The organism is Dyadobacter sp. CY356 (genome assembly GCF_021440195.1).
Lineage (GTDB): Bacteria > Bacteroidota > Bacteroidia > Cytophagales > Spirosomataceae > Dyadobacter.
In genome coordinates this window covers 289,186-302,459 of record NZ_JAJTSZ010000003.1, presented here as the reverse complement: position 1 = coordinate 302,459, position 13,274 = coordinate 289,186, and the positions used below count along the sequence as shown (strand labels likewise).

At 38.6% G+C, this 13,274-nt stretch carries 13 protein-coding genes; 9 read left to right on the top strand and 4 right to left on the bottom strand.

Annotated features, from left to right (window positions below; translation table 11 throughout):
* Positions 1-89 precede the first annotated feature (89 nt).
* A complete protein-coding gene (locus tag LXL81_RS13100; RefSeq protein WP_234647240.1) occupies positions 90-1,547 on the top strand; it encodes an NADH-quinone oxidoreductase subunit N in 1,458 nt (485 codons plus the stop codon).
* 21 nt (positions 1,548-1,568) lie between these two features.
* On the opposite strand, the gene LXL81_RS13095 is transcribed toward LXL81_RS13100, so the two are convergent.
* The 3 genes from LXL81_RS13095 to LXL81_RS13085 all read right to left on the bottom strand — a co-directional run bounded on the left by LXL81_RS13095 (position 1,569) and on the right by LXL81_RS13085 (position 4,297).
* Positions 1,569-1,727 carry a hypothetical protein gene (locus tag LXL81_RS13095; RefSeq protein WP_234647239.1) on the bottom strand — a complete coding sequence of 53 codons (159 nt, stop codon included), beginning with the start codon at positions 1,725-1,727 and terminating at the stop codon, positions 1,569-1,571.
* 17 nt (positions 1,728-1,744) lie between these two features.
* Complete coding sequence (locus LXL81_RS13090; protein ID WP_234647238.1) at positions 1,745-2,611, bottom strand: TraB/GumN family protein; 867 nt, start codon at positions 2,609-2,611, stop codon at positions 1,745-1,747.
* Between the two features lie 93 nt (positions 2,612-2,704).
* A complete protein-coding gene (locus LXL81_RS13085; RefSeq protein ID WP_234647237.1) occupies positions 2,705-4,297 on the bottom strand; it encodes a M28 family peptidase in 1,593 nt (530 codons plus the stop codon).
* A 167-nt stretch (positions 4,298-4,464) separates the two neighbouring features.
* Between LXL81_RS13085 and LXL81_RS13080 the strand changes: the two genes are divergently transcribed.
* The 8 genes from LXL81_RS13080 (at position 4,465) to LXL81_RS13045 (ending at position 11,708) form a co-directional block, all read left to right on the top strand.
* Positions 4,465-4,854, top strand: coding sequence for a hypothetical protein (locus tag LXL81_RS13080; protein ID WP_234647236.1), 390 nt, complete (start codon positions 4,465-4,467; stop codon positions 4,852-4,854).
* Entirely contained in the window at positions 4,854-5,327 is a 474-nt protein-coding gene (locus LXL81_RS13075) for a hypothetical protein (RefSeq protein WP_234647235.1), read from the top strand. The genes LXL81_RS13080 and LXL81_RS13075 overlap by 1 nt, the downstream gene beginning before the upstream one ends.
* Positions 5,328-5,615: 288 nt before the next feature.
* Entirely contained in the window at positions 5,616-7,430 is a 1,815-nt protein-coding gene (gene typA, locus LXL81_RS13070) for a translational GTPase TypA (protein WP_234647234.1), read from the top strand.
* Between the two features lie 302 nt (positions 7,431-7,732).
* The gene (locus LXL81_RS13065) at positions 7,733-9,007 is read left to right on the top strand and encodes a Glu/Leu/Phe/Val dehydrogenase (RefSeq protein ID WP_234647233.1); all 1,275 of its coding nucleotides are present in this window, start codon (positions 7,733-7,735) and stop codon (positions 9,005-9,007) included.
* Between the two features lie 129 nt (positions 9,008-9,136).
* The gene (locus LXL81_RS13060) at positions 9,137-9,562 is read left to right on the top strand and encodes a hypothetical protein (RefSeq protein ID WP_234647232.1); all 426 of its coding nucleotides are present in this window, start codon (positions 9,137-9,139) and stop codon (positions 9,560-9,562) included.
* A gap of 206 nt (positions 9,563-9,768) precedes the next feature.
* On the top strand, positions 9,769-10,860 hold the full coding sequence (locus LXL81_RS13055) for a cell wall metabolism sensor histidine kinase WalK (protein WP_234647231.1): 1,092 nt from the start codon (positions 9,769-9,771) through the stop codon (positions 10,858-10,860).
* A gap of 29 nt (positions 10,861-10,889) precedes the next feature.
* Positions 10,890-11,189, top strand: a complete 300-nt coding sequence (locus tag LXL81_RS13050; RefSeq protein WP_234647230.1) for a Dabb family protein — start codon at positions 10,890-10,892, stop codon at positions 11,187-11,189.
* A gap of 219 nt (positions 11,190-11,408) precedes the next feature.
* Positions 11,409-11,708 (top strand): hypothetical protein, encoded by a 300-nt coding sequence (locus LXL81_RS13045; RefSeq protein WP_234647229.1) that lies wholly within the window; start codon positions 11,409-11,411, stop codon positions 11,706-11,708.
* A gap of 68 nt (positions 11,709-11,776) precedes the next feature.
* Here the strand turns inward: LXL81_RS13045 and LXL81_RS13040 are convergent, their stop codons facing one another.
* Positions 11,777-13,132: an alpha-L-fucosidase gene (locus tag LXL81_RS13040; RefSeq protein WP_234647228.1), complete on the bottom strand. Its 1,356-nt coding sequence runs from the start codon at positions 13,130-13,132 to the stop codon at positions 11,777-11,779.
* Positions 13,133-13,274 lie beyond the last annotated feature (142 nt).

Sequence of the window (13,274 nt, the reverse complement as noted above, 5' to 3'; positions counted from 1 at the left end):
GTTGATAAACAAATTGGTTTATTCCTTTCAATCGCTTAGATTCCCTACCATCTTTATGTACTTTTGCCAAAAAAATTGTACCCGCGCTTTTGAACTTAAACGAACAACTCATCCATATACGCCAAAGCCTGGGAGGAATCACTCCTGAGATTTTCCTGGCCGTGTTTTTCTGTTTTTTTCTTTTTTCCGAATTAGTTTTATTTAAACAATTCGAAAAAAAGAGGGCGTCTTTCTGGCTTCAAAATCTGGCTCTTGCCGGAAGTTTAGTAGCACTAATCCTGGTTTTAGGACAATGGAATGACAAACCTTCATTCCGGTTTCATCCACTATTATTTCTGGACCATCAGGCAGTTTTCTTCAAAGTGATGATTATCCTGACCTGGATTTTCTCACTTATCCACGTCCGGATTCTAAAATATGATTTTCCACCCGAATTTAATGCCCTGCTGATTGCCACTGTGATCGGACTAAATCTGCTCACAATGTCCACACATCTGCTGACGATTTATTTGTCGCTTGAAGTTATTTCTATCAGTAGTTATTTACTTGTAGCCATTTCTCCCTATAAAAAAGCTGCCGAAGGCGGGTTGAAATATTTGCTTTTTGGTGCAGCAAGTTCAGCTGTCATGCTTTATGGAATTTCACTGATTTATGGACTTACTGGAACCATGGATATTACAAGTGAAGCATTGACAGCAGGATTAATGAACAATTCGAATCTGGTTATTACCGTTTCGATTGTTATGACGCTGGCAGGTTTGCTCTTCAAATTATCACTCGTCCCATTTCATGTCTGGACGCCGGACGTGTACGAAGCGGCTCCTACTCCACTGGTTTCATTTCTTTCTGTTGCACCAAAAGCGGCAGTCATTTTGGTTTTAATGCGTTTGGCTTCCGTATTACCGGCGCAGTATTTTCCAATCCTCGGTGGCATTGCTTTGATCAGTATAACAATCGGAAATGTAGCTGCTTTATGGCAGACCAACGCCAGAAGATTATTGGCATATTCTTCGATTGCCCAAGCCGGATATTTACTGGTAGGCGTTGCATCTTACAGCCGCTTCGGATTTGAGACGGCTGTTTTCTATACAGCATCATATCTTATTGTGAATATGGCTGCATTCTTTTTGATTGATTTATTACAACCTAAAGCTATAACGGAGTTATCCGCCTTCGAAGGTTTGGGCAAAAAAAATATGTGGATTTCAGGTGTTTTGACAGTGGTTATGATCGCACTAGCCGGATTACCTCCAACAGTAGGTTTTACAGCAAAATGGCTGATATTCTCTGCACTTTGGGACAGCTACCACGACCAGGGATTTCCATGGATGCTTTGGCTTATGATCGGAGGAATTTTGAATGCAGCAGTCGCGCTTGCTTATTATTTGAGATTGCCCTATTTGTTATTTTTCAAAAATTCGAATCCGGAAAATTCGGTTTCAAATAATGGTGCTACTGGAAAGATTATTGCAGGTATCTTTCTGGCCGCAGTCGTTTTGTTGTTCTTTAATCCCGAATGGATAATGAGGTGGATTTCTGCTTTTTGACACTAATAATCCTGAAAACCACTAATCTGCTTTCTGCTTTTTGAGCAAATTTTCCGGGATAGGATGTTGTTTCAAAAACTCAATGGCATTTTGCTTCTTTTGCAAGAAAAATGAATCATTAGAAATATCAGGTAACTTTCTGCTGATATTACTTTTTCCTTTGTTAGCTATAGTCTTCATAATTAATTTCTTTGATTTTATTTCCCAACAGCCCTAACCCTAAACCCATCTTTTCTCAACAAAGCAATAACGCCTTTTTCTCCACCCAAATGTGCTGCGCCAACAGCAATGAAAGTAGGTTTTTCATGTACTACTTTATCAATTCGTTTAATCCATTTTTGATTACGTTGAAAAAGCATAACCTCATCCTGCCCATCCATACCAAATTCACTTTTCAAAGTCAGGTTATATAAACTTTGCAAATCCTGCTTTTTGTACAACTCGACCATGTCATGGAATTCGGATTTTGTTTCTGGTAATTTATCAATCATTGAAAGAAGCATTTCTGCCTGACGATTGTATGGTATGGTATCAAAAATAGCCATTTGCTCTTCAATGGTTTCAAGACCAATCACTTCTGATTTTTGTTTTGCTGCCAGGCTCATTAATGAAATTTCGTATGATTGCGGCTCACATCCAAGTATTTTATTAAACATCGGCCCCATGAGCATAAAGGGTTTGGCTCTTCCAAATGAGGTGATACTCATTCCTAATGAATCCTTATAAAATTGACTCAACTGCGCATATTGGTTTTCAGTAAGAATTCCCTGCAAAGTTTTACCATCAGCCATAAACATTGTTTTTGTCATAGTGCCCATTAATGCCGGATCATCCATATCAATTTCCAGCGCCAACTGCTGGGTTTTTGAAATGGCATTTTTCAACGAATCACTTAGTGAAAAATCGGTCGGACAAATCAGATGTATCGTGCCAAAAAGGTAAGAAGGCTTTGAAAGCCCCTTGCCGGAAATTTCCCAAAGAAGTGAATTTTCCTTAGGTGTATTTTGAGCTGAGACAATTCCAGCCCAGAAAAACAAGCCAATAATTAACGATCTGATCTTCATTTGATAAACAATTAATTTACTATTTCGAGCAAAACAAAGAGACGCAAAGTTTTGGTTATTCCTTGCGTCTCTTCCCTTTTAATTTTCCAAAACTTATTCCTTGTGACTATCAACTTTAATTCGCTCTTCCCGATTAGCCAGTTCCCAGGCCGTGTAAAATACCAGTTTGACAATCGGAGCCTGTTTGTCGAACATGATTTTTTCAACGTCATCGCCCGGACGGTGGTAATCTTCATGAACGCCTGTAAAATAGAAAATCACAGGGATATTTTTCTTGGCAAAATTGTAATGATCTGAGCGGTAATAAAACCGGTTTGGATCTTTTGCATCATTGAAAGTATAATCCAGTTTGTAGTTAACATATTTTTTATTCGCCTCTTCGCTGATCGCATGAAGTTCCGATGATAATTTATCAGCACCGATCACATATACATATTTTGGATCATTTTTGTGGGCCTCATCCACACGGCCAATCATGTCAATATTCAAATCAGCAATCGTATTTGCTAAGGGCAATAATGGATTTTCTGAATAATACTCCGAACCAAAAAGTCCTTTTTCTTCACCTGTAACATTTAAAAACAAAATACTTCTTCTTGGTCCCTTTCCGTCCGCTTTTGCTTTGCTGAATGCTTCTGCAATTTCTACTATGGATACAGTTCCAGAACCATCATCATCAGCCCCGTTATTGATTTCTCCATTAGCCGAAATCCCGATATGATCCAAATGAGCAGAAATCACCAAAACCTCATCCTTTTTATCCGTGCCTTCCATAAATCCGGCTACATTTTCGGTATTAACAATTTCCGTTATACGTTCTGCTTTGAAAGATGCCTTACCTGTCAAAGGTTTTGCAGTGGATTTGCTTCCTTTATCCAGATCTGACTTTATTTTGCTGAGTTTTTGAGACGATGTTTTCAGCAAAGAAGCAGCCATTTCAGGCATAATAACAAAAGACGCCATGCCGTTGGGAGACTCTTGAACAGGTTTCAAAGTCGGCGAACTGAATCTTCTGGCCATTACAGCGCGCTGACGAATTTCTTTATCCAGATCCTCTCCACTTTTATCCGTAATAATAAACACATATTTCGCACCTTTTGCCAAAGCTACTTTCACTTTTTGCTGCCATGAAAGCGGTCCGCTCCACTTCGTTTTTTCAGTAGTATTATTTAGAAGAAATTTCCCATCTTCCGATTTAGGCTCTCCCTCAAAAAGAATAACTGACTTACCGGTCACATCAAGATTTGCATAATCATTATACGTACCTTCTTCAATTCCATATCCGGCAAAAACAACAGGCGTTTCAGTTTCTTCCGGAATGCTAATCAGACCGTTAAGATAAAAATCCTTATTAAAAGTATATTTTTTACCATCTATTTTTACAAAAACATCGCCATAGCTGCGTTTGTAAAGTTTGTATTTTTGAAGGTAAGATTTTGCTCCGTCACCATTATCAGCAATAGGCTGTAAACCATAGGACTGAAAATATTTAGAAACATATTCCGCCGCTTTTTTCTGTCCGGGAGAGCCTGTATCACGACCTTCCAGACTATCGGATGCAATAATAACAAGGTGTTTTTTTAGATCCTGAGGTGTTATGCTTTCTGCATATTTTGTCGCATCATCCTGCGCATAGCTCAAAGTCGTGAGCGTCAGGAACATTCCTGCGAGTAGGTTTTTATTCATATTAGGAATTAGAAAAGAAATAGAATTCGTACAAAGGAAATAAAGTCAACGGCGAAAGCCAAATTCTTGTTATGCTTATGAATTTTATTTATCTTGTTCTGTAAATTAAATTTGATTATAACTAAGAGGATTGCCTATTCACCAATAGCACATTATTTAATGTTACTATGAAAAGTTATATCACAGACACTAATCTTGAACGCAGTCAAGTAATTAAAGAAATTGTTTCATTTGCCAGCCTAAACCACGATTGGGACGGATTCGGTGCATTACCTCTTGAAGTGGAAAGTGCAGCAAACGCAATTTCAATTACGAACCGACTTTCGAATTCAGCACTGTCAGGAATCTCTGCGCTTTATCCAAACCCACATGGGACAATATCGATCGATTGGGAAAATGGGTCAAACGAGATTATATCTCTTGAAGTTGGCAACACGTCCTTTTCTTATTATGTGAAACTAGAATCAAGTGAACCCGCATTCTTTGATAATAATAAATTTGGAGAATTAGAAATTGACGACTTTGCAAAACGTGTTCAATCCAATTTAAGTCGCTGATGACGGAAGTACCAAATTCAATTGACAATAATGAGACAATTGTAAGAATCATTTTTTCTCCGATCAATGTTCGGTTCTCTAAAGACAACAAAAAATATGTTCTTCCGAATGCTTTCAAATCACCCGCTGGTTTGGACGAAGTGTCGGTTATTCGCTTAAATCATTCAAATATTGAGTTTTGTAAAAATCACGGCTTTCAAAATCAAAAGCCTCAGGACAAAAGAAGATATTTTGGTATTGCTACTATTAGTGCAAAGCAGATCAAAAGTGCTATGGCAAACATAATCAGCACTCCAAAAAGAAAAAACCCTGCTCATGCAGATATAAAAATTGGTTTTATTCCATTAAAGGGAGAGCCATTACCATCAGAGTTTAAATGTAAAATTGATGAGTTGGCAAGAAGGTCCGTTTTGTATGAAGATATAAATCCAGAAGCAAAAACATGGGAGGGGCCTGAGATAAAAATGTATTAAGTGAACAAGTTTAATCATTTTAATTGTTGTGAAGATGAAGGTTTTTCATAAAAACAGCCAATTGCATCCATCTAATATTTTTCAACACTTTTTGCACTTCTCTTAGCCTAAATGGCGTTTTTGAATTGGTAACAATAAAATAATTGTAAATTACTGTTATTCAGCCAAAAAACTACGTATCTTTGCACCTTATTTCAGAAAGTTCAGCAAGAACACAGCATAGCGGTGAGCCGGGGGGCACCTATTACTGTGCCTGCTGTTAACCGTAAACAATTGACTCATAAAACAATGCAATCCATTCGTAACATCGCAATCATTGCGCACGTTGACCACGGCAAAACAACATTGGTCGACAAAATCATTCATGCTTCGAAGCTTTTTCGTGAAAACCAGGAATTCGGCGATCTGATTCTTGATAATAATGATCTTGAACGCGAACGAGGAATTACTATCGTTTCGAAAAACGTTTCGGTACGTTATAAAGACTACAAAATCAATGTTATTGACACACCAGGTCACGCCGATTTTGGTGGTGAAGTGGAGCGTGTACTTAAAATGGCTGACGGTGTTTTGTTACTCGTGGATGCATTTGAAGGCCCTATGCCTCAAACGCGTTTCGTTTTATCAAAAGCGATTCAGCTTGGTTTGAAACCTATCGTTGTTGTTAACAAAGTTGATAAAGAAAACTGCCGCCCTGAAGAAGTTCAGGAAAACGTTTTCGATTTGATGTTCAACCTTGGTGCAACCGAAGACCAACTTGACTTTACAACCGTTTACGGTTCATCAAAACAAGGCTGGATGGGCCCGGACTGGAGAACTCCTACCGACAACATCACTTTCTTGCTGGATACTATTATTGATCAGATTCCTGCTGCCATTATCCACCCAGGTACTCCGCAAATGCAAATTACGTCTCTTGACTACAATGCATTCGTAGGTCGTATCGCAATTGGACGTGTTTTGCGTGGAACTTTGAAAGAAGGCGCAGCAATGACGCTTTGCAAAGCGGACGGCGTTTTCAAAAAAGTAAAAATCAAAGAACTTCAGGTTTTTGAAGGGCTTGGAAGAGTAAAAGTAACCGAAGTTGAAGCTGGTGATATTTGCGCTGTTACAGGTATTGAAGATTTCGAAATCGGTGATACTTTGGCAGATGCTGAAAACCCGGAAGCACTTCCACGTATTTCAGTTGACGAACCAACGTTGAACATGTTGTTCACAATCAACAACTCTCCTTTCTACGGTAAAGAAGGCAAGTTTGTAACATCTCGTCACTTACGTGATCGTTTGATGAAAGAAACTGAGAAAAATCTTGCACTTCGTGTAGAATCAACAGATACTGAAGATAAATTCCTTGTATTTGGTCGCGGTATTCTTCACTTGTCAGTTTTGATCGAAACGATGCGTCGTGAAGGTTATGAGCTACAAGTTGGACAGCCTCAGGTTCTTTTCAAAACTGACGATAATGGCCAGCGCCTTGAACCAATTGAGACATTGGTAGTTGACGTTCCTGAATCATCTGCCGGTAAAGTAATCGAATTGGCTACTCAACGTAAAGGTGAGCTTTTGATTATGGAACCAAAAGGAGATTTGCAGCATTTGGAATTCGAAATTCCATCGCGTGGTTTGATCGGTCTTCGTTCTAACGTATTGACTGCAACACAAGGAGAAGCTGTAATGACTCACCGTTTCAAAAGCTTCGAACCATTCCGCGGACCAATTCCAGGCCGTAACAGTGGATCGATCATCTCTAAAAACACGGGTGCAGCAACAGGTTACACAATTGACAAATTGCAGGATCGCGGTCGTTTCTTTGTTGAACCAGGTGAAGAAATTTACACTGGCCAGGTAATCGGAGAACATACTCGTCCAAATGATATCGTTGTAAACTTGCAGGAAGCGAAGAAACTGACCAACATGCGTGCTTCTGGTACGGATGACGGACTTCGTATCGTTCCAAAAATTAATTTCTCTTTGGAGGAATCAATGGAATATATCCAGAAAGACGAATATCTTGAAGTTACGCCGCAGAGCATGCGTATGCGGAAAATATATCTTGAAGAAAACGATCGTAAACGTTTCGGTGCTAAAATCGAAATGGTTTAGTCTGATCGCTGAATCAAAATCTTTATTGAAAAGGAGCACAAATTTGTGCTCCTTTTTTTTGTTTTTTTTCATTCTCAGTTTCCTGGTAAATCATAGTAAAAATTTGGAAAGAGACATTTATGCAGGGTCATTGTTTCAACAATGTTAATAACTATAAAATAATATTTTTAAAGAAAATTTTTATACAATTTCAAGATTGAACAGGTTGCATCTTTAATATGTTGAAATCACGTATGTTTGTATTATCAAACAATAAGAATACATTAACATACTTATTATCAGATTATTAATTAGAAAGTAAAATGGCATATATAGAACCGGCTCCGATTAAGGATAAGGAAAATCCGTTGGAGTCTATGATGCAGCGATTTGACAAGGCAGTAGAACTTTTAGGCATTTCCGAAGAAATGTATCATATTTTGAAAGTTCCCCGCAAACAGGTTACCGTAGGAATTCCTGTCACAATGGATTCCGGCAAAATAAAAGTTTTTGAAGGATACCGGGTTATTCATTCAACAATCCTGGGCCCGAGTAAAGGCGGGATTCGTTTTGACCCGGATGTAAATATTGATGAAGTGCGCGCACTGGCTGCCTGGATGACCTGGAAATGTGCCGTAGTAGATATTCCATACGGTGGTGCTAAAGGTGGAGTAGCTTGTAATCCGCGCGAAATGTCTGCCGGGGAAATGGAACGTTTAATGCGTGGTTATACCCTGGCGCTGTTGGATGTTTTCGGTCCTGACCAGGATATTCCTGCACCGGACATGGGCACCGGCCCAAGAGAAATGGCCTGGTTGATGGATGAATATTCCAAAGCGAAAGGAATGACGGTTCAGGCTGTTGTTACAGGAAAGCCACTTGTTTTAGGTGGATCACTGGGTCGCACAGAAGCCACCGGACGTGGTGTTATGGTTTCTGCTTTGGCGGGTATGGAAAAGTTGCGTATCAATCCTTATCGTGCTACGGCAGTTGTGCAGGGTTTTGGAAATGTGGGTTCACATGCAGCCTCCCTTTTACGCGAAAGAGGTGTCAGTATTCACGCAATCAGCGATATTTCCGGAGCTTATTATAATGACAAAGGCATTGACATTACCGCGGCCATAGCTTACCGCGATGCAAACAAAGGCTCGCTGGAAGGATTTACCGGCGCAGAATTAATTTCAGGAGATGAAATATTTTCTTTGCCCGTAGATTTATTGGTGCCTGCTGCCAAAGAAGATGTGATCACCCGCAGAAATGTTGAAAGTATTCAGGCCAAAATGATCGTAGAAGGTGCTAATGGACCAACTTCATTCAAGGCTGATGATATTATCAACGACAAAGGGATCATGGTTGTGCCGGATATTTTGGCCAACGCAGGCGGCGTTACCGTTTCTTATTTTGAATGGGTGCAAAATCGTATTGGATACAAATGGACATTGGAACGCGTAAACCGCAGAACAGACCGGATCATGAAAGATGCATTCGATCACGTTTATGATGTTTCGTTAAAATATAAAGTTTCACTTCGGATAGCAGCTTATATCGTTGCAATTGATAAAGTATCAAGCACTTACAAATTCCGTGGAGGATTTTAAGGAGAAGATTCTTATTAAAAAACGGAGAAGAGCAAATGCTTTTCTCCGTTTTTTGTTATTAAGTTAAAAATTTGATTATCAGTAAATTATCTATACCTTTCTATAAGATTCAACTAAGCTTCCGGAATTATGGAAAATGAATTAGCAGAAATCAAAAATTCCATTCAAGAACGTGGTAAAGGAATATTTATAATTCCTGCTATTGCCAGCACCTGTGCAGTATTAATCTTTTTTATTAATTCCCATTTTCTAACTACCGGACTCTCCATTATTATAATATTCTGCTTATTTCTTTTCACCAATCATTTTCAACTTTCTAAAATCGCAAAAAATATCCATTTTATTATTCCCAGGAATAAAGATGAAATTGATATGGTTTTTAAATTAATACAAAAAGAAAAGGCCATAACCGTCAAGATAACTCCTTACATAATTTTATATACCGGACTTATTTTATGTTGGGCGGGAATTGAAAATACACCTTTCAAATTAATTGAATTTGCTTTTCTGCAATTCGTGGTTTTTACGCTCATCTATATGGATCAGCTTAATTAAAAAGGCTCAAAATACGCCAGCCTTCTCGAAAAGCTTAAAATTTTAAGCTATAAATAATCCATTTTTGAAATTGCATATTATCTAAATATTATTAAACCACGTTCTTACCGGTAAATCGAGATTCATTCCTTTCAGAATGTTAACTTTATCTTTTTATTCGAACAACATTACTGCAACAACTTGCAGACTGAACGTTAAATTCACTTATGTCGCTGAGTCCTCGCTTCATTGCCCTGATACTGGCCTTTATCATTTCCCTCATCACTTCAACTTTTTTAGCCTTTGTGGATGGTGTCAATAAAAGTATGCTTTTTGTAGTCGCCACGGCCTGCTTCATAACTTCCTTTTTCCTGATTCTTTATACGATTGATATTATTGTTTTCAGGGAAGTAAACAAAATGTACCGTACAATTCACAAGCTTAAAATGAAGGATTTTAATATGGTTCCGCGTAAAAAGCTGATACAGGAACTGAATCCTCTGAAAACGCTTAACGATGAAATTTTTGTTTATGTTTCTAAAAAACAAAAGGAAATTGATGAACTGAAAAAACTTGAATTATTCCGTCGTGAATTTCTGGCGGATGTTTCTCACGAATTCAAAACACCCATTTTTGCTGCGCAGGGATTTATACATACACTTTTAGATGGCGCTATGGAAGATGAAAATGTCCGTGAGCGTTTTTTGAAAAAAGCTGCTAAAAATCTGGACAGTCTGGACGTACTGGTGAAAGATCTTCTCGTTCTTTCTCAAATGGAAACTGGTGATATCAAGATGAATATAGCGCCCGTGGACATGCACCAGCTCAGTCTGAATATCTTCGGACGATTAGAAAATATTGCAGAGGACCGGAATATTGTCCTCAAAGTAAAACCTGATGACATTGCAGAAGTCTGGGTAAAAGCAGATCTTGACAGGATTGAGCAGGTCATGTTAAACCTGATTGAAAATGCAATTAAATATGGAAATGAAGGAGGAAAAGTAATTGTACATTTTAATAGCGGTAAAAAATTCGTAGAAATTTCTGTCCGTGATAATGGTCCGGGTATACCACCGGAACACTTAACCCGTATATTTGAGAGATTTTATCGTGTGGATAAAAGCAGATCCAAAGACCGCGGCGGCACAGGTCTGGGTCTGGCGATCGTGAAACATATTATCAATGCGCACGATACCAAAATTGCTGTGATGTCAAAACCGGATAAAGGCACAACCTTTACATTCAAACTTGAAAAAGTTTATCAAAATACGACTCACGCCGATCACGAGGAATCCTTTATTACACAGACGAATTCTTAATTTATTTACCAACCCATAAATTTTTTCTCATGTTTGTTCATAATGTATTTTTTTGGCTTAAAGATAAAGAGAACGAAGAAGCGCGTAAAACACTGCACGAAGGCATTAAATCGTTGGAAGCGATCGAGTCAATCAAGTCGGTTTATATCGGAACGCCAGCTTCAACCCGCAGACCTGTAATCGATGCAAGTTATGATTTCGCTGAAATTTTAATTTTTGATGATGAAGCCGGACATGATATCTATCAGGTTCACCCGTTGCATAAAAAGTTTGTTGAAGATTACGCACATCTTTGGGAGAAGGTTTTAATCTACGACGTAGAAGCTTAACAAATATTCACAAAAAAGATATCCACAAGTTATCCACAACATACATGTGGATAACTTGTGGATATTATGTTAATGAGTGCCTGATTTGACCAATAGAAGGCTTTTCTAGTTGTCAACAACTGTTGATAACTTTTTTCATGTATCTGATGCATTGTAACTATTCCATATTATTTATTGTTATATGATCGTTACAGTTTGACAACATTAAACAAACGAACCATGAAAAAGATCAGAATTGCCAGTTTATATATAGGAATACTTATCGCGGCTATGAGCGTATCATCCTGCGTTTATCATTCCCGCGCTCCATACTATGACAATGGATACGGATATGGCGGCGGTTATGGATACAGAGCACCGGGGCCTGTTGTGGTAGTAAGACCTACGCCACCGCCACGACCAATTTATAGAAATAATTACCGGTCCAGAAGAAACTACGACAGACATAGCTACCGCAGTTACAACAGACAGAGAGGTAACCGTTATGGCCATAACGACCGTGGACATGGTCCACGTTAATTGATAGTTATCAACAAAAGAAGCCGGGAAATCAATTTCCGGCTTCTTTTGTTTTACGGTTTTTTAAATCACTTCGCCCCGTCAATTCCAGATTTAGATGTTTTCACTTCAACCGGTGCTTTAAATTTCGCATTCTCAATTTTCATTACCACGGCATTAGGCCATCTGCGATTGGTGTAAAAACGCTGTCCGTTCACCGCACTTATTCCCAAGCCTATTGGCGTTGCCGCAACTTTCACCGATGCATCGAAATTATTCACGTATTCTACCAATTCACTTTTATATCCCAGAATACTGACTTTGGTTTTAGCATTTCCTTCGATCATTGGTAAAAGAAAATCCTTTCGCTCACCATATTTCCACTCATCAGGAGAACTTCGCGTAACAAAAGCATAAATATATTTACCATCGTTGGACTGTGTGAACCAGATATTTTTATCATGGATCACGGGTAATGGTTTCACTGCATAAATCGATTCGCGGTTTGCAAAATTCCAGAGGGCAATTTCCCTTAGCAGACTTTCCTGCTCAATCTGAATTTCACCATTGGGTTTCGGGCCAACATTCAGAAGAAAATTTCCACCCTTGGCCCGGATTTCTATTAACATGTTGATGATCTCGGTTCCCGATTTTTGCGGATCGTTTGTAGGCTTATATTGCCAATCCGTCCCCATCGTATAACAGGCTTCCCATGGACGCGGTGATGCCTTGTCAGGAATATTTTGTTCAGGCGTGTTCATAGCGTCCCTCGTAATAACCAGATCGGGATTGATACTCCATGCATATTCACGAAGTCCGTCTCCCGGACCGTCAAAAAACATGATATCAATTTTTCCATAATTTGTCAGCAGCTCTTTCACCTGCTGTTTGTCATATTCCATCAGCTTAGGATTATTCATCGGGAATTGTTTCTCATTTTGAAGTCTTCCCAATGGAATATTGTTTTGATGAAAAAACAGAAAATCTTCCGGAGAAAAGTAAATTCCGATTGCAATTCCCTGCTTGCGAAATGCTTCGATAATTTCCTTGGTTACATCTCGTTTGAAAGGCGTATTCATGACATTGAATGTTGTTGACTTTGTATCAAACATGCAAAATCCGGAATGATGTTTGGTTGTGAAAACGACATATTTCATACCTGCCAGCCGTGCCAAAGTCGCCCATTCATCCGGATCAAATTTCTTTGGATTGAAAAAAGCGGGCAGTTCTTTCATATATCGATCTACATATTCATCAGAAGCTCCGGCAAGAGAATGACTGATAACGGCACCTAATGAAACGTCAACATTCCAGTGAATGAACATACCAAAACCCAGATCCTGAAACCATTTTACACGTTCAGGATTGTTGACAATCTGCTGCTGTGATTGAGCAAAAAGGGAAAAACTGCAAAATAATGCAAGAAAAAAAATTCGTCTGATCATTTGATTAAAATTCTGGATATAAGTAAAGGATGCATAAAGCCATATAAAATACTCTAACCTTTTTGTTTTTTGTTTATATACTATGGCAAAATAGAGCATTTGCAAATTTGTTTGTAAAATTGCACCTTCCTCCTTACTACAC